The 16748-nt window shown below is 70.6% G+C and carries 16 protein-coding genes; 9 read left to right on the top strand and 7 right to left on the bottom strand.

The window, feature by feature from the left end; all coding sequences use genetic code 11:
* Positions 1 to 60 precede the first annotated feature (60 nt).
* Entirely contained in the window at positions 61 to 1092 is a 1032-nt protein-coding gene (mtnA, locus tag OC490_RS15110; protein WP_262058431.1) for an S-methyl-5-thioribose-1-phosphate isomerase, read from the bottom strand.
* Between the two features lie 309 nt (positions 1093 to 1401).
* On the opposite strand from mtnA, the gene OC490_RS15105 reads away from it, so the two are divergent.
* The 8 genes from OC490_RS15105 to OC490_RS15070 all read left to right on the top strand — a co-directional run bounded on the left by OC490_RS15105 (position 1402) and on the right by OC490_RS15070 (position 9897).
* A complete protein-coding gene (locus OC490_RS15105; RefSeq protein ID WP_262058430.1) occupies positions 1402 to 2454 on the top strand; it encodes a BMP family ABC transporter substrate-binding protein in 1053 nt (350 codons plus the stop codon).
* Positions 2435 to 3958 (top strand): ABC transporter ATP-binding protein, encoded by a 1524-nt coding sequence (locus tag OC490_RS15100; protein WP_262058429.1) that lies wholly within the window; start codon positions 2435 to 2437, stop codon positions 3956 to 3958. The genes OC490_RS15105 and OC490_RS15100 overlap by 20 nt, the downstream gene beginning before the upstream one ends.
* A 1-nt stretch (position 3959) precedes the next feature.
* The gene (locus OC490_RS15095) at positions 3960 to 5012 is read left to right on the top strand and encodes an ABC transporter permease (RefSeq protein WP_262058428.1); all 1053 of its coding nucleotides are present in this window, start codon (positions 3960 to 3962) and stop codon (positions 5010 to 5012) included.
* Positions 5012 to 5884 carry an ABC transporter permease gene (locus OC490_RS15090; RefSeq protein ID WP_262058638.1) on the top strand — a complete coding sequence of 291 codons (873 nt, stop codon included), beginning with the start codon at positions 5012 to 5014 and terminating at the stop codon, positions 5882 to 5884. Before OC490_RS15095 ends, OC490_RS15090 begins: the two co-directional genes overlap by 1 nt.
* Positions 5881 to 6633, top strand: coding sequence for a nucleoside phosphorylase (locus OC490_RS15085; RefSeq protein WP_262058427.1), 753 nt, complete (start codon positions 5881 to 5883; stop codon positions 6631 to 6633). Before OC490_RS15090 ends, OC490_RS15085 begins: the two co-directional genes overlap by 4 nt.
* Complete coding sequence (locus OC490_RS15080; protein WP_262058426.1) at positions 6630 to 7925, top strand: amidohydrolase; 1296 nt, start codon at positions 6630 to 6632, stop codon at positions 7923 to 7925. The genes OC490_RS15085 and OC490_RS15080 overlap by 4 nt, the downstream gene beginning before the upstream one ends.
* 85 nt (positions 7926 to 8010) lie before the next feature.
* A complete protein-coding gene (locus OC490_RS15075; protein ID WP_019066078.1) occupies positions 8011 to 8682 on the top strand; it encodes a FadR/GntR family transcriptional regulator in 672 nt (223 codons plus the stop codon).
* Positions 8683 to 8880: 198 nt separating this feature from the next.
* On the top strand, positions 8881 to 9897 hold the full coding sequence (locus OC490_RS15070) for a PAC2 family protein (protein ID WP_262058425.1): 1017 nt from the start codon (positions 8881 to 8883) through the stop codon (positions 9895 to 9897).
* 78 nt (positions 9898 to 9975) lie between these two features.
* On the opposite strand, the gene mshC is transcribed toward OC490_RS15070, so the two are convergent.
* The 4 genes from mshC to OC490_RS15050 form a co-directional block, all read right to left on the bottom strand.
* Positions 9976 to 11205 carry a cysteine--1-D-myo-inosityl 2-amino-2-deoxy-alpha-D-glucopyranoside ligase gene (gene mshC, locus OC490_RS15065; RefSeq protein WP_262058424.1) on the bottom strand — a complete coding sequence of 410 codons (1230 nt, stop codon included), beginning with the start codon at positions 11203 to 11205 and terminating at the stop codon, positions 9976 to 9978.
* A gap of 94 nt (positions 11206 to 11299) precedes the next feature.
* Positions 11300 to 12127 carry an SCO1664 family protein gene (locus OC490_RS15060; RefSeq protein WP_262058423.1) on the bottom strand — a complete coding sequence of 276 codons (828 nt, stop codon included), beginning with the start codon at positions 12125 to 12127 and terminating at the stop codon, positions 11300 to 11302.
* Complete coding sequence (locus tag OC490_RS15055; protein WP_262058422.1) at positions 12091 to 12681, bottom strand: DUF3090 domain-containing protein; 591 nt, start codon at positions 12679 to 12681, stop codon at positions 12091 to 12093. Before OC490_RS15055 ends, OC490_RS15060 begins: the two co-directional genes overlap by 37 nt.
* A 75-nt stretch (positions 12682 to 12756) precedes the next feature.
* Positions 12757 to 13443 (bottom strand): histidine phosphatase family protein, encoded by a 687-nt coding sequence (locus tag OC490_RS15050; RefSeq protein ID WP_262058421.1) that lies wholly within the window; start codon positions 13441 to 13443, stop codon positions 12757 to 12759.
* A 62-nt stretch (positions 13444 to 13505) separates the two neighbouring features.
* Here OC490_RS15050 and corA point away from each other — a divergent pair, with 62 nt between their 5' ends.
* Positions 13506 to 14504: a magnesium/cobalt transporter CorA gene (gene corA / locus OC490_RS15045; RefSeq protein WP_262058420.1), complete on the top strand. Its 999-nt coding sequence runs from the start codon at positions 13506 to 13508 to the stop codon at positions 14502 to 14504.
* Between the two features lie 28 nt (positions 14505 to 14532).
* Here the strand turns inward: corA and OC490_RS15040 are convergent, their stop codons facing one another.
* Entirely contained in the window at positions 14533 to 15321 is a 789-nt protein-coding gene (locus tag OC490_RS15040) for a ferritin-like domain-containing protein (protein ID WP_262058419.1), read from the bottom strand.
* Between the two features lie 236 nt (positions 15322 to 15557).
* On the bottom strand, positions 15558 to 16613 hold the full coding sequence (locus OC490_RS15035) for an LLM class F420-dependent oxidoreductase (RefSeq protein WP_262058418.1): 1056 nt from the start codon (positions 16611 to 16613) through the stop codon (positions 15558 to 15560).
* Between the last annotated feature and the right edge of the window lie 135 nt (positions 16614 to 16748).

Here is a 16748-nt window from a genome sequence, read left to right as displayed (position 1 = left end):
CCGCGCCCCTAAAAGACAAAAGATGGGGCGCGGGAATTTGACGCTACTTCACACTCGCCGCTACTTCAGGCGGTCACCTGGGAGTTCGCCTGCTGATACTTCCAACACGCCGCGCTCTGTGACCAGTCCCGTCACCAAGCGGCCCGGGGTCACGTCGAACGCGGGGTTGTGGCCCCGCGATTCCGCCGGAGCCGTCCGAACTCCCGCCCACTCCAGCACCTCGGCCTCGCCCCGGAGTTCGATGTGGATCTCGTCGCCGGTCCTGGTGGCGAGGTCGACCGTGGTTGTCGGGGCCGCCACGAGGAACGGGATGCCGGCGTCCGCGCAGGCCAGGGCGACGCCGACCGTGCCGACCTTGTTCGCGGTGTCACCGTTGGCCGCGATGCGGTCCGCGCCGACGATGGCCGCGTCGACCTCGCCGCGCAGGATCGTGCCGGCGGCGGCGCCGTCTGCCTGTACGTAGTGCGGGATGCCCTCCTGCACCAACTCCCAGGCGGTCAGGCGCGATCCCTGAAGGAGCGGACGCGTCTCGTCGGCGTAGACGACCTCCACCAGCCCACGCGCGTGCAGTTCGCGGATGACACCGAGCGCGGTGCCCCAGCCGGCGGTCGCCAGCGCACCCGTGTTGCAGTGCGTCAGAAGCCTCAACGGCCGCTCCACGCCCACCTTCTGGACCAGCCAGTCCGCGCCGAAGGCGCCCATCGCGCGGTTGGCCGCGACGTCCTCGCGCTGGACGGCGGCGGCCTCCTCCAGCACCGCGTCGAGGCCCTCGTCGAAGCGGGTCATGACCCGGTCCACGCACACCATGAGGTTCACCGCGGTGGGCCGGGCCTCGCGGACGCGGGCGACGGCCGCGCGCACCTCGGCCTCGGTCCAGCCCTCGCGCTCACCCTCGATGATCGCGAGCGCGACACCGTACGCGCCGGCCGCGCCGATCGCGGGGGCGCCGCGCACCACGAGGCGCTGGATCGCGTCGACCAGGGTGTCCACATTGTGGACAGCCACCGTCTCATGGCGATGCGGGAGCAGGGTCTGGTCGATGAGCGCGAGGCCGCTGCCGGTCCAGTCGACCGCACGCAATTCCTGGGGCATAACGGGACACTCCTGCTGTTCCGATGGTGTCGGACACCGTACATGACCTCGAAGAACCACAGTTCGAGACAGTCGAGCAGGTGTCTCAAAACGAATGTTAAAGTCCAGCTCCCGCAGCCCGAAGGCCGAGACGAAGGAGGACGTGTGCTGCTGACCATGCGCCGTTTCCTCGATCACGGCCGCTGCGCGAGCGACTGCTGTCGACGCTGACCTGTCCCTCTCGCGTCCACCCCTCGTCTCTTCCTGTCTCACCATCTGGTCGCACGCGCTCCCGCCGGAGCGCGCCTTGCCGTACCCCGGAAGGTCCCCATGCTCCGCAGATCACGTCGCACCCTGCAGCTCGTCGCCGCCACCACGCTCATGGTCACCGCAGCCACCGCCTGCAACGCCGCCGCGAAGACCGACGCCTCGGACAACGCGAGCGGCAGCAGCGGGAAGTCGTTCACGCTGGTCACACCGGACGCGGTCGGGCAGAACGAGTTCCTGAAGCTCGCCGTCACCGGGGTGAAGGCCGCCGCGAAGACGCACAACGGGACCGAGAAGGTCTACGAGTCGACGGACACCGCGTCCCAGCAGCAGAACGTGCAGGCCGCCGTGGACGCGAGCCCGAACGTGATCGTGCTGGTCGGCTTCGAGTTCGCCGACATCGTCGCCCAGCAGGCCAAGGCGCACCCGAAGCAGCAGTTCCTGATGATCGACGCGTGCACGACGAAGACGTATCCGAACGTCACCTGCGCGGTCTTCCGCGAGCACGAGGGTGTCTATCTCGCGGGCGCCGAGGCCGGGTTGCTCAGCAAGAGCGGCAAGGTCGGCGCGGTGGACGTGCTCGACACGCCCCAGTTCCGGCGCTACAGCGACCCGTTCGCGGCCGGTGCCAAGAAGGTCGCCGCCAAGACGTCCGCGTCGACCCGCTTCGTCGGCGGCCAGTCCCCGTTCGACGACTCGGCGCGCGCCAAGGAGCAGGCCAACTCCCTGCTCTCCAAGGGCACCGACCAGATCATGGCGGCTGCGGCGGCCGGCAACTACGGCGTGTTCGAGGCCGCGAAGGCCAAGGGCGCGTTCGCGTACGGCGTCGACGTCAACCAGTGCGTCTCCTCCCCCGGCACGGTCGTCGACAACGTGATCAAGAAGACGGACGTCGCCGTGGAGAAGGGCGTCGAGCAGGTCCTCGCGGGCAAGACCGGCACCTCGGTGTCGTACGGCCTGAAGGAGGGCGGCATCAGCCTCACCGGCCTGGAGACGGGCGTCGACTCGTCGAAGTGCGTGATCGCCCAGCACAAGGACGTCCTCGCGAAGGTCAAGGCGCTGCGCGACCAGATCGTCTCCGGAGAGCTCAAGGTCGATGACCCCGCCGCCAGTTGACCCTGCGGTCGAGCTCCGGGGAATCACCAAGCGGTTCCCCGGCACGCTCGCCAACGACTCCGTCGACCTGACCGTCGGACACGGCGAGATCCACGCCTTGATGGGAGAGAACGGCGCCGGCAAGTCCACCCTCATGTCGATCCTCTACGGCATGGAGCGCGCCGACGCTGGCTCCATCCGGATCGACGGGCGCGAGGTGACCTTCGGCGACCCGAGCGCCGCCATGGCCGCCGGGCTCGGCATGGTCCACCAGAGTTTCAAGCTGTTCGACTCGCTGACGGTCGCCGAGAACGTCGTCTACGCCGCCGAGCCGCGCCGCTTCGGCCTGGTGGACCGGGCCGCCGCCCGCCGCCGGGTGCGTGAGCTGGCCGAGGAGCACGGGCTGGCCGTCGATCCGGACGCCCGGGTCGGGGAGTTGCCGGTCGGGCTGCGCCAGCGCGTGGAGATCCTGAAGCTGCTGCACCGGGGCGCCCGCACACTGATCCTCGACGAGCCGACCGCCGTGCTGACCCCGGCCGAGGCGGACGCCCTGTTCGCGGTGCTCAAGTCGCTGGCCGCACAGGGTCGTACGGTGATCCTTGTCACGCACAAGCTGCGCGAGGTCCTCGAAGGCAGCGACAACGTGACCGTTCTGCGGGACGGCCGGGTGGTCGCCCGCCTGGTCACCGCCGAGACCTCCGCCGACGAGATCGCCGCCGCGATGACCGGCCGCGCGGTCGAACTGGACCGGGTGCACGCACCCGGGACACCCGGTGACGTGGTCCTGGACGTGAGAGACCTCACCACGGACGCCGTCCACGATGTGGGACTCACCGTCCGCGCCGGGGAGATCGTCGGGATCGCGGGTGTCGCGGGCAACGGCCAGAGCGAGCTGATCGAGGCCCTTGCCGGGCTACGGCCGGTCGCCTCCGGACAGGTGATTCTCAAGGGGCGGGACATCACGCACGCCTCGGCCACCGAGCGCCGGGCGCAAGGCCTCGCCTACGTCCCGGAGGACCGGCACGCGGTCGGTACGGCACCGGCGGCCACCGTCGCGGACAACCTCGCGATGGGCCACCACCGAACGTCCCTGTCCGCGAAGGGTCTTCTGCCGCCCGCGTCCGTACGCGCCCACGCCGGACGGCTCATCGAACGCTTCGGCATCAAGGCAGCCACCCCCGAGGTGCCCGCCTCCGCGCTCTCCGGCGGCAATCTGCAGAAGCTGCTGATCGGCCGCGAACTCGCCCATGAGGCGCCGCTGTTGCTCGTCGAGCAGCCCACACGCGGGGTCGACATCGGCGCCATCCAGAACATCCACGACCAGATCGTCGCCTACCGCGACGCCGGTCACGCCGTCCTCCTCGTCTCCGCCGAACTGAGCGAGATCCGGGGCCTCGCGGACCGGGTCCTGGTCATGTACGAGGGCCGGGTCACGGCGACGTACACGAAGGACGAGGCCGACGAACGAGCGCTCGGGCTCGCCATGGCGGGCGGGGCCGTGGCGCCGACGGAGGCCGTCGACTGACATGACACTCACCCGAATATCCGGAGCCCTGCGCTCCCCCATCACCTTCTCCGTGCTCGCGGGCCTGGTCATCGGCGCCCTGTTCCTCGTCGGCACCGGCGCGGACCCGCTCACCGCCTACAGTGCCGTCCTCACCGGCTCGCTCGGCGCCGACGGCATCGGCTCCACGCTGAGCACCGGCACCAGCGTGCTCGGCATGGCGCTCGCGCTGGCGATCCCGCTGCGGGCCGGGCTGATCAACCTCGGCGGCGACGGCCAGATGGTCCTCGGCGGCATCACGGCGGCCGTGACCGGCCTCTACTCGCCGCTGCCGGCACCCCTGACCGTCGTACTGGCGCTGCTCGCCGGCATGGCGGCTGGCGCCGCGTACGCCGCGCTGGCCGCCCTGTGCGAGAACCGTCTCGGCGTCCCGCTCCTGGTCAGCAGCCTGCTGCTGAGCTACCCGGCGGTCTCCCTCGCCTCGTACCTCGCGCGCTACCCGCTCAAGGAACCCGGCTCCAGCCTCCCCCAGACCCGGGCAATGCCGGACGGCGTGGCACTGCCCGCGTTCGGCGACTCGACGGTGACGGTGGGCCTGCTCCTCGTCGTCCTCGCGGCGGCCGGGTACTGGTTCACCGACAAGCGCACGGCCTTCGGCTACGAGATCCGCATGACGGGCCTCAACTCCCGTTTCGCCGCCTACGCGGGCGTCGAACGCCGGGGCCTGACCCTCAAGTTGATGTCCGTCTCCGGCGCACTGGCCGGACTCGTGGGCGCCATAGGGGTGTTGAGCTTCCCGTACCGCTTCGTCGACGGCTCGCTCACCGCGCCCGGCTACACCTGGACGGGCCTGACGGCGGCCCTGTTGGCAGCCGCAGCCCCGCTCGGCACGGTCGTCGCCTCCTTCTTCTTCGCCGTCCTCGCGGTCGGCGGCCTGGCGATGGAGCGCACGACCGAGGTGCCGCGCGAGCTGACCCAGGTGCTCCAGGCCATCGTGATCGTGTTCCTCGCGGCCCGACTCCGCTTCCCGACGAAGTGGTTCACCAGGCGTACTCAGGAAAGCGGGGCCGCGTGATGTTCTTCGACTCCGACCTGCTGATGTCGGCGCTGCGCGCGCTGACCCCGATCCTGCTGGCGGCACTCGGCGGTGCCCTGTGCGAGCGGGCGGGGGTCTTCAACATCGGCCTCGAAGGCATGATGCTGATGGGCTGTTTCACCTCGGTGGCCACGAGTTGGTTCACCGGCAGCGCCTGGCTCGGCGTCCTCGCCGCTGCCCTCGCGGCAGCCGCGTACTCGCTGATCCTGGCCGTGGGCGCGGTAACTCTGCGCGGGGACGCGGTCGTTCTCGGAATCGCCATGAATCTCCTGGCAGTTGGCCTGACCAGCTTCCTTCTGCGTACGGTCTTCGGTGTGCAGGGCACTTTCGACGATCCGTCACTCGCCGGGCTGCCGTTGATCGGTGGATTCACCCCGCTCGCTTATCTGGCCTTCGTCGCGGTCGCCATCGCCGCAGTCATGCTGTCCCGGCATGTGTGGGGGCTGCGGCTGCGCGGGGTCGGTGAGGCACCGGACGCGGCGGCCACGCTCGGGGTGAGTCCGGCGAAGTACAAGTACGCGGCGGTGCTGGTCTCCGGTGTCCTCTGCGGACTCGCGGGGGCCCAACTCGCGCTCGGCAACGTCACGTTGTTCTCGGAGAACATGACGGCCGGCCGGGGCTGGATCGCGGTCGTCGCGGTGATGCTCGGCCGCGCGGCCCCCGTCGGCGTACTGCTCGCCGCGCTGCTCTTCGGCCTCGCCGAGGCCGCCGGCTTCCGCCTCCAGGGCGTCGGCCTGCCCCAACAGGCCACCGACGCCGCGCCGTACGTCGTGACGCTCGTCGCCCTCTTCCTCTCGACGGCCCGCCGCCGTCGCCGTACCGCCAACTCCCCTTCCGGAGCCACCACATGACACAGGACCTGCTGCCCATCACCCGCATACCGCGCACCGGGCTTCCGGCGCACGCGGTCGTCGTCGGCGACCCGGCGCGTGCCGCCGCCGTGGCCGCGCTGCTCGACGGTGCCGAGGAGGTGTCGTACCACCGCGAATACCGTGTGTTCAGCGGGAGTTGGAAGGGCCTGCCGGTCACCGTCGCCTCGCACGGGGTGGGCGGACCGGGTGCGATCCTGCTGTTCCAGGAGCTGGCGGACGCGGGGGTCCACACCTTCCTGCGCTTCGGCACGGCGGGCGCGATGAAGCCCGGCATCGGCGACGGCGACCTGGTGATCGCGGAGGCGGCCGTACGGGACGACGGTGTCACGCAGCAACTGCTTCCACCCGAGTACCCGGCCGTCGCCGCCCCCGAGGCGGTCCTTGCCCTCCAGCGCGCGGCCCGCGAGACCGGCGCCCCGCATCACCGGGGCATCGTCTGGACCCGGGCCGCCTTCCAGCCCGGTCTCATTCCCCTCTTCTCCTACGACGGCGCCGGGCTCGCGGCGATCGAGATGGAGCTGTCGGCGCTGCTGGTGACGGCCTCGCTGCGGGGTCTGGTCGCGGGTGGCGTGCTGGTCATCGACGGGGCCAACGCCGATGAACTCGTCGACGCGGACGCCACTGGTGGGTACGACCCGCACCGGGAGGTCGTCGCGGCCGGTGTCGAGCGCGGTGCGGTGGTCTCGCTGGAGGCGCTGCGGCTGCTGGCGGAAGGGAACGAGGCGTGAGCATCGATCTGTTGGTGCACGGCGGGGATGTCCTGACCGTCGACGAGGCCGGAACTGTCGTACAGGACGGGGCAGTTGCCGTCCACGAGGGCGAGATCGTCGCCGTAGGCCCTGCCGAGGAGCTGAAAGCACGCTTCACTGCTGCGGATTCGATCGACGCCGAGGGCTGTCTCGTCCTGCCCGGGCTGATCAACACACATACCCACCTCGCGATGACCCTGCTGCGCGGTCGCGCCGACGATGTCACTCTCCAGGGCTTCCTGGAGCGGGTGTTGAAGTGGGAGGCCGAGCTGCTGGCGCCGAAGAACGTGGCGGCGGCGGTGCGGCTCGCGGTGGTCGAGAGCGTGCGGGCCGGGGTCACCTCGGCGCTCGACATGTACTGGTTCCACGAGGCGGCCGAGCAGGCGGCCCGGGAGGCGGGCTGGCGGCTGCACACCGGGCCCACCTTCATGGACGTACCGGAGCCGCCGGACGGCATCGCGTACGAGGACCGACTCGACTGGGCGCGAAGGGACTTGGCGGCGCGGGGCGGGGCACGCCCGGGACTGCGCCCGGTCCTGTTCGCGCACTCGACCTACACCCTCGCCCCCGATCAGCTCGTCGAAATCGCCGCCCTGGCGCGGGAGTTCGGGGCGCTGCTGCACATCCACGCGGCGGAGAACGCGACCGAGGTCGCCACCGTCGAGGTCAAGTACGGCAAGCGGCCTGTGGAGTTGCTCGACTCGCTGGGGCTGCTGGGTCCCGATCTGCTGCTCGCGCACGCCGTGGACCTGACCGGCCCGGAGATCGCGGCGCTGGCCCGCACGGGCACGTCGGTGGCCCATTGTCCGGTGTCGAACCTGAAGTTGGGGTGTGGGATCGCGCCGGTGCCGCGGTTGCTCAGCGCTGGTGTCACCGTCGGGCTGGGCACGGACGGGGCCGTCAGCTCCAACACGCTGGACGTGCTGGGCGCCGTGCGGCAGGCCGCGTTGGTGCACAAGGCGGGCGGCGATCCGACAGCGGTCGGGGCCGAACAGGCCGTACGGATGGCGACGATCGAGGGCGCGCGGGCGCTGGGGCTCGGGGAGCACCTCGGCTCGCTCGAAGTGGGCAAGCGGGCCGATCTGATCGTGCTCGACCTGGGCGCACCGCATCTGCGGCCCCTGCACGACCCCTGGTCGACGCTCGCCTACGCGGCGCACTCGGCGGACGTGCGGGACACGGTGGTGGACGGCCGGGTGCTGATGCGGGACCGGACACTGGGCACACTGGACGAGGAAGCCGTGATCGCGGAGCTCGAATCACTTGCCTGAGCTGTGGATTTCCCACCCGTTCAGCCCACTGAACCCGCATAATGTGCCTGATACATCGGATGTCTGAGCAACAGGGAGGCCGGTCATGGCAGTGACCGATGAGGCGATCGAGAAAATCAAGGGAATGATCGTCTCCGGCGCGCTGCGTCCCGGGGACCGGCTGCCCAAGGAGAGCGAGCTCGCCGCCGAACTCGGCCTGTCCCGCAACTCCCTGCGGGAGGCAGTGCGTGCGCTGTCGCTGATCCGCATCCTGGATGTGCGGCAGGGCGACGGCACGTACGTCACGAGTCTGGATCCTCAACTCCTGTTGGAGGCGCTGAGTTTCGTCGTCGACTTCCACCGCGACGACACGGTGCTCGAATTCCTGGCCGTACGGCGGATTCTGGAGCCCGCTGCCACGGGGATGGCGGCACTGCGGATCAGCGAGCAGCAACTGGACGCGCTCACCCTGCAGTTGGACGCGCTGGGCGGTGCCCCTTCGGTGGAGGAACTGGTCGCCTGCGACCTGGAGTTCCACCGGGGCATCGTGCAGAGCTCCGGCAACTCGGTGCTCTGCTCGCTCCTCGACGGTCTGTCGGGCCCCACCACGCGGGCCAGGATCTGGCGCGGGCTGACCCAGGAGGACGCGGTCAGCCGGACCCTGCACGAGCACCGGGCGATCCTGGGCGCGCTGCGCGACCGGGACGCGGAGGCGGCGCGGTCGTGGGCGACGGTGCACATCGCGAGCGTGGAGCAGTGGCTGCGTTCGACCCTGTGAACGAGTGGGTGGGTCAGCTGATCCATCGGAGGAGTGACCTGCCGGTCCGCGTCCGCACCGGGTGGCGATCTTGTGTGTTCGACCGGCTCGGACGGGGCAGGCATGGGGTCACTCCCCCGTGCAAGGGGGCTGCGGGCGCCCCCGTCGGACGCCGTAAGGTTGGGGCGTACGCGAGGGCAGATCGGAAGGAGGCGCTGGGTGATCGAGCTGGAGGGGGTTCCCGAGCTGATCGACCCAGTGATGGTGGCCGCGTTCGAGGGCTGGAACGACGCCGGCGACGCCGCCTCCACCGCGGTCGCGCATCTGGACAGAGAGTGGAAGGGCGAGGTGTTCGCGGCCCTGGACGCCGAGGACTACTACGACTTCCAGGTGAACCGGCCCACGGTGTGGATGGATTCCGGTGTGCGAAAGATCACTTGGCCCACGACCCGTCTCTCGGTGGTCCGGGTCGGCGGTGAGAAGCCGCGTGATCTCGTACTCGTCCGGGGTATCGAACCGTCGATGCGCTGGCGCTCGTTCTGCAACGAGCTGCTGGGCTTCGCGCACGAGCTGGGCGTGGAGCTGGTGGTGATCCTGGGCGCGCTGCTCGGCGACACCCCGCACACACGTCCGGTGCCGATCAGCGGGACCACGTCCGACGCGGACCTGGCGCAGCGGATGGACCTGGAGGAGACCAAGTACGAGGGTCCCACCGGGATCGTCGGCATCCTCCAGGAGGCGTGCACGCACGCGGGCGTACCGGCCGTGTCGCTGTGGGCGGCGGTGCCGCACTATGTGTCGCAGCCGCCCAACCCGAAGGCCACCCTGGCGCTGCTGAACCGCCTGGAGGACCTGATCGACGTGCGCATCCCGCTGGGTGAGCTGCCCGAGGACGCGCGCGCCTGGCAGGTCGGTGTGGATCAACTGGCCGCCGAGGACAGCGAGGTCGCCGAGTACGTCCAGACGCTGGAGGAGGCCCGCGACACCGCGGAGCTGCCGGAGGCGTCGGGCGAGGCGATCGCCCGCGAATTCGAGCGCTATCTGCGGCGCAGGGACGGCGGGGGCAGTCCGCCGCCGGGTGGGCATGCCACGGCGGACGGCAGCGACAGCGCGTCGTATCTCCGGGACAACCCCGGCGGCGGCCGTCCGAAGCCGACGAGGCCCGCGAAGCCGGAGACTGAGCCCGAGACCGGGCCCGACACCGAGGCCGACGACGAGGATTCCTCCGAGGAGTGAGTCCGTCCTTCAACTGGGCGTGAAACAGGGGCGGTTCCTCCCACCCGGGAGGAACCGCCCCTGTTCTGTCCGCTGTTGCTACAGGGCCACGCCCAACAGGGCGTCCACGGCACGGGAGACGACGCCGGGGGCGCCCTCGTCGCTGCCGCCCCGGTCGCGCTGGACGGCGGCCCAGCGATCGACCGCGGCGAGCGCGGCGGGGGCGTCGAGGTCGTTCGCGAGGGCTTCGCGCATCTCCTCGACGAGCTTCAGGGCGGAGGGGCCGTCCGGCCGGGAGACGGCGGCGCGCCAGCGGCCGAGCCGGGCGACCGCGTCCGCGAGCACCCCGTCGGTCCACTCCCAGTCGGCGCGGTAGTGGTGGGCGAGCAGCGCCAGCCGGATCGCGGCCGGGTCGACGCCCTCGCGGCGCAGCGCCGAGACGAAGACCAGGTTGCCCTTGGACTTCGACATCTTCTCGCCGTCCAGGGCGACCATGCCGGCGTGGACGTACGCCTTCGCCATGGGGAACTCGCCGGTCAGCACCTGGGCGTGCGAGGCGCCCATCTCGTGGTGCGGGAAGGCGAGGTCGGAGCCGCCACCCTGGACGTCGAAGCCCATGCCGAGGTGGTCCAGGGCGATGGCCACGCACTCGATGTGCCAGCCGGGGCGGCCGGCGCCCAACGAGCCACCGTCCCAGCTGGGTTCGCCCTCGCGGGCGGCGAGCCACAGGATCGGGTCGAGCGGGTTCTTCTTGCCCGGACGGTCCGGGTCGCCGCCACGCTCGGCGGACAGCAGGCGCATCGCGGCGGCGTCGAGGTTCGAGACCTTGCCGAAGTTGGGGTCGGACCCGACGGAGAAGTAGGTGTCGCCCTCGAGTTCGTAGGCGGCACCGGCCTCCCTGAGGCGCTCGACGAGCGGCACGATGCCGGGTATCGCCTCGACCGCGCCGATGTAGTGCTTCGGGGGCAGCATGCGCAGGGCGGTCATGTCCTCGCGGAAGAGCGCCGTCTCCTTCTCGGCGAGGGCCACCCAGTCGACGCCGTCGCGCACGGCGCGCTCCAGCAGCGGGTCGTCGACGTCGGTCACGTTCTGGACGTAGTGAACCTGCCGCTTGGTGTCGAGCCACACGCGCTGCACGAGGTCGAACGCGTTGTAGGTCGCCGCGTGCCCCATGTGGGTGGCGTCGTACGGCGTGATGCCGCACACGTAGAGACGGGCGACGGGACCGGTGTCCGGGGTGACCAGACCGCCGGTCGCGGTGTCGTGGATCCGGAGGTCGCGGCCCTTGCCGGGCAGGGCGGGGACCTCAGAAGCGGGCCAGGCATACATGTCATGAGCGTAACCGGACAGATGTTTCGCATACGAACCGGACCAGGCCGGACGACCGGTAAGGCCCTCTTGCACAACCCCGCTCGCCGTGCTGCTACACGGGCGGCCACGGAATGGCCGGCCATTCCCCGCTCGGCTCGGGATGCTTGCCGGCCGCGAGCAACGCGTCGACACGCGCGCGCGTGGCATCGAGTTCTACGGCGGTGATCAGCTCGGCGAGCTTCCCGGCGAGCCCTCCACCGTCCCTGAGGGCCTCTCTGAGCCCCTGGAGGACGTCGACCGCCTCCTGGGTGAGCTGCTCCCCCGCCCAGCCCCACAGGAGGGTGCGCAGCTTGTTCTCGGCGTTGAAGGTGACTCCGTGGTCGATGCCGTAGAGGCGGCCCTCGTCGGCGGGCAGCAGATGGCCGCCCTTGCGGTCGGCGTTGTTGATCACGGCGTCGAGGACGGCGAGCCTGCGCAGCCGCTCGTCGTCGGCGTGCACCAGGAGGGCGGTTTTCCCCTCGCCGACCTCGGCGAACCCGATGGCCTTCCAGCCCGCTTCGGGCTCCTCCGCGTCGACCAGGGCGAGCAGTTCGGGTCCGCCCTCGTCCGTCGACGCCTCGATCCACAGCTGGCACATGCCCTCGCCGTACGGCCCGTCGCGCAGCACGGTCGTAGGAACGAGGCCCCAGCCGGTCGCCTCGGAGACCTCGTAGGCGGCGACCTCGCGCTGGGCGAGGTTGCCGTCCGGGAAGTCCCAGAGGGGGCGCTCCCCGGCGACCGGCTTGTAGACGCAGGACGCCTCGCGGCCCTCGTACGTCACGGAGCAGAACAGCACGGCGTTCGACGCCTCGCGGATGCGTCCGCGTACCTTCAGCTCACCCTTGGCGAGCAGCTCGGCCGTGGTCACGCTCCGCGGCGGTATCCGTTCTGGCGCGGACATACGTGTCCTTCCGGGTCGAGCGGGAGGCTGCACAGCGGGCACGGCGGCCGGCCGGCGTTGACGACGTCGAGGGCCCGCTTGGCGAAGGCGCGGGCCTGGGCGCCGGTGAGCCGGACCCGCAGCATCGGGGGGCCGTTCTCCTCGTCCTGGAGCAGCCGCTCCTCGGCCTCGGCGAGGTCCTCCTCGGACTCCGCGTCGAGCTCCACGAGGGCCTGCGCCTCGACGATCATGCGCTGTTCCTCGCCGTCCCAGGCCAGCGCCATGGTGCCGACGCGGAACTCCTCCTCGACGGGAGTCTCCAGCGGGCGGGTGTCGGAGATCTCGGTGGGGGTGACGGCGGGGACGGCCGCGCTGCCGCCACTGCGCCGTACGACCTCGTCCAGAAGCTCGTCCATGCGCTCGGCGAGCGCGGCGACCTGCGTCTTCTCCAGGGCCACGCTGGTCACCCGAGGACCGGAGGCGGCCTGGAGGAAGAACGTACGGCGCCCGGGCAGACCGACCGTACCGGCTACGAAGCGGTCCGGCGGGTCGTAGAGGAACACCTGACGGGACACGTCCTGTCTCCATTGGAATCGACTGCTGACAAGTGCGGCGCTACTGCGACCGCTTCACCCTACTGCGGCCGACGATCACGGTGCGCCCGCGCCGCCCCCGACCGTGGCCTCGTCGCCCGGGGGCTCCTCGCGCGGCGCCAGGGAGGCGAGATCGCCGGTGTCCCCGAGCCGTACGAGAAAGGGCCTGAGACGGGTGTAACGGATCGCGGTGATGGAACACGGTTCTACGGAGATCCGCTGGAAGAGGTCCAGATGAAGTCCGAGTGCGTCCGCGACGAGGGACTTGATGATGTCGCCGTGCGAGCACATCAGGTAGACGGCGTCGGCGCCGTGATCGCGCTCCACGCGCGCGTTCCACTCGCGTACGGCCTCGGCCGCGCGGGTCTGCATCGCCCGCATCGACTCGCCGCCGGGGAACGCGGCGGCCGAGGGGTGCGCCTGGACGACCTCCATGAGGGGCTCGTCCTTGAGTTCGGCGAGCTTGCGGCCGGACCAGTCGCCGTAGTGGCACTCCCCGATCCGGTCGTCGGTGTGCGCGCGCAGGTCGGGGCGGGCGTCCAGGAGGGGCTGGAGGGTCTCCTGGCAGCGTTGCAGCGGGCTGGTGACGACCTCGGCGATCGGCAGCGCGGCGAGCCGTCCGGGGAGCGCGGCGGCCTGGGCGTTGCCCCGCTCGTCGAGGGCTACACCGGGCGTCCAGCCGGCGAGCACTCCCCCGGTGTTGGCGGTCGAACGTCCGTGCCGGACAAGGATCAACGTGGGCATGCCGCCAAGGGTAGGCGCACGTCCGGGTGCAGGTTCGGCCGGACGGCGGGAGAATACGCACCGTGATCGTCGACTACGCCATCTACCGCGACGGACGCCGGACGAAGGGGCCCGGCGACTTCTCGGACGGCCTGGACCACTGCCGTCGGGTGGGTGACGCGTTCGTCTGGATCGGTCTCTACGAGCCCACGGAGGACGAGTTCGACAAGGTCACCCAGGAGTTCGCGCTGCACCCGCTGGCCGTCGAGGACGCCCTGACCGCGCATCAGCGGCCCAAGCTGGAGGTCTACGACGACTCGCTGTTCATGGTCCTCAAGCCGGTCGGCTACGAGGCGGACAGCGACGTGGTCACCTCCGGTGAGGTCATGGTCTTCGTGGGCGACTCCTTCGTGGTGACCGTCCGGCACGGTGAGGAGGCCCCCCTGGCGGCCGTACGGCACCGTCTTGAGGAGGAGCCGGAGATGCTGCGGCACGGGCCCACGGCGGTGCTGTACTCGATCGCGGACGCCGTGGTCGACCACTACGTGGACGTGGCGGGCGAGTTGCAGACGGACCTGGAGGAGCTGGAGGCGGCGGTGTTCTCGCCGACCGGCGGCGGCTCACGGACGACGGCGTCGCGGATCTACGCCTTCAAGCGGCAGATCCTGGAGTTCCGCCGGGCCACCGGACCGCTCGCGCAGCCGCTGTCCCGGCTCGCGGGAGCCGGTCTCGCCGGGGACCGGGTGCGGTTCGTGCACGACAAGGCGCGGCCGTTCTTCCGGGACGTGAACGACCACCTGATGAAGGTCAACGAGTCCGTGGAGGGCCTGGACCGGCTGGTCTCGGACGTCCTGGCGGCACATCTCGCGCAGACCGGTGTCCGGCAGAACGACGACATGCGGAAGATCTCCGGGTGGGCGGCCATGGCCGCGGTGCCCACGATGATCGCGGGCGTCTACGGCATGAACTTCGACCACATGCCGGAGCTGCACTGGCTGTGGGGGTATCCGGCGGTGATCCTGCTGATGGTCGCCCTGGAGGTGCTGTTGTACCGGACGTTCAAGCGGCGCGGCTGGCTGTAGCGGCCCTCCGCCCGGGCGCCGTTCAGGCTCACGCGAACTCGGGTGCCGTCGTGGCCGGTCCGCCGAGGGCGTCGCGTCGTTCCGGCATCCTCAGGGACACCATCCGGCGCCAGCCGCCCAGCCGTTCGTAGACGTACACGGCGTGGATGCCCGCCGCCAGGGCCACCGACTTGGCCCGCGGCCAGCCGAGGACGCGTCCCATGTGGGCCATCACGGCGAGACTCACGTCCCGGTAGATGCGGATCTCGGCGAGCGCGCACTCGCGCAGCGTCCGCTGGATCGCGCGGCCGTGTCCGGCAGACGCGAAGCGCAGCAACTCCTCGTGGCAGTACGCGAGATGGTTGTCCTCGTCGTGCGAGATCATCCGCACCGCGCGGCCGAGGTCGGGGTGGTCGGCGAAGTGCCTGCGCAGCAGGTCCATCTGCTCGGAGGCGCGCTGTTCGGTGACCCGGCTGTGGGCGAGGTAGACGACGATGTCCTGGACGGTGAGCGGCTGGTCGCCCTCGAGCTTCTCGTGCGCGAGACCGATGCCGTGCCGCTCCAGGAGCATCGTGTAGTCGGTGTCGGAGGGCACCGGGACTGGTTCGAGGCCGCGCTTCTTCAGAAGGGCGTTGAAAATGCGCCCGTGCTTGTCCTCGTCGGCGCCGTGCCGGCTGATCTTGGGGGCGAGGTCGCGTTCGGTCGGCGGCACGAGGGCGGCGATGCGCCCGTTCTCCCAGCCGCCCTGGGACTCTCCGCCGGCCGCGATGGAGCAGAACAGCCGGAAGGACTCGTCGTCGTCGAGGATCTCCTGGAACAGGCTCTTGGCCGAAAGCATCTGAACGCACCTCCATGCAGGATTTCGACGCATTCCGCAAAGAACGAGTCAAATGCGACGTCAGAGGTGCTGCAACAGCTGTGTCGGACAACTCCGCCGAAAGGAGGACGGCCGATGTCCCGACGGGGGCGTAACCGCGCGGGCTGCCGCGCGTTGTTCCCCGTGACGGCCGTGGCGGGGAAGACCCCCCGAGCCCCCACCACGGCCGTAGAAAACTTCCGTACGGCAGAGCCGCGTTACGCAAGACCCGCGCGCTCCAGTGCGTCGGTTCCGGCGCGGAGGGCGGCGATCCGCTCCTCCAGGGTCCAGCCCGCCGGGGCGAGCGTCAGGGTGGTGACACCGGCCGCCGCGTACTCCTTCATCCGGTCCGCGATGCGGTCCACGGAGCCCAGGAGCGTCGTCTTGTCGATCAGGTCGTGCGGGATGGCGGCGGCGGCGCCGTCCTTGTCGCCGGCCAGGTACTTGTCCTGGATCTCGGCAGCCGCCGCCTCGAAGCCCATGCGCCGGGCCTGCTTGTTGTAGAAGTTCTGCTGTCGGCTGCCCATCCCGCCGACGTAAAGGGCGGTGTACGGGCGGAAGGTGTCGGCGAGCTTCTCGACGTCCTTGTCCTCGCCGAGGGCGAGCGGGAGCGTCGGGACGATGTCGAAGCCTTCGAGGGTCTTGCCCGCCTTCTCGCGTCCGGCCCGCAGATGCCGGACGGCGGTGTCCTCCAGGTGCTCGGCGGACGGGAAGATGAGCAGCGCGCCGTCGGCGATCTCGCCGGTCTGCTCCAGGTTCTTCGGACCGATCGCCGCGATGTAGAGCGGGATGTGCTCGCGCTGCGGGTGCACGGTCAGCTTGAGGGGCTTGCCGGGGCCGCCGGGCAGCGGCAGCGTCCAGTGCTCGCCGTCGTACGACAGCCGCTCGCGGGTCATCGCCTTCCGTACGATCTCGACGTACTCACGCGTGCGTGCCAGCGGCTTGTCGAACTTGACGCCGTACCAGCCCTCGGAGACCTGCGGGCCCGAGACACCGATGCCGAGACGGAAGCGGCCCCCGGACAGCGAGTCGAGGGTCGCGGCGGTCATCGCGGTCATCGCGGGCTGGCGGGCCGGGATCTGGAAGATGGCCGAACCGACGTCGATGCGCTCGGTCTGCGCGGCGACCCAGGTGAGAACCGTGGCCGCGTCGGAGCCGTAGGCCTCGGCGGCCCAGCACACGGCGTAGCCGAGGCGGTCGGCCTCCTGGGCCACGGCCAGATTGTCGCCGTCCATTCCGGCACCCCAGTAGCCGAGGTTGATCCCGAGCTGCATGGCAGACCCCTTACCCATCAGTAACGTCGCTGTTGTGCCGACCCTAGCGCGAGGCGGTCCCGGCGGACAGGACGGGTGCCGGTGAGTGGTCACGGAGCGTGCCGTGCGAGGGACTGTGGATCATCGTGCAAATCG

Source organism: Streptomyces sp. STR69 (assembly GCF_024519455.1).
Taxonomy (GTDB): domain Bacteria; phylum Actinomycetota; class Actinomycetes; order Streptomycetales; family Streptomycetaceae; genus Streptomyces.
The sequence above is the reverse complement of the archived record's forward strand: the minus strand, read 5'-3'. Positions and strand labels throughout refer to the sequence as shown.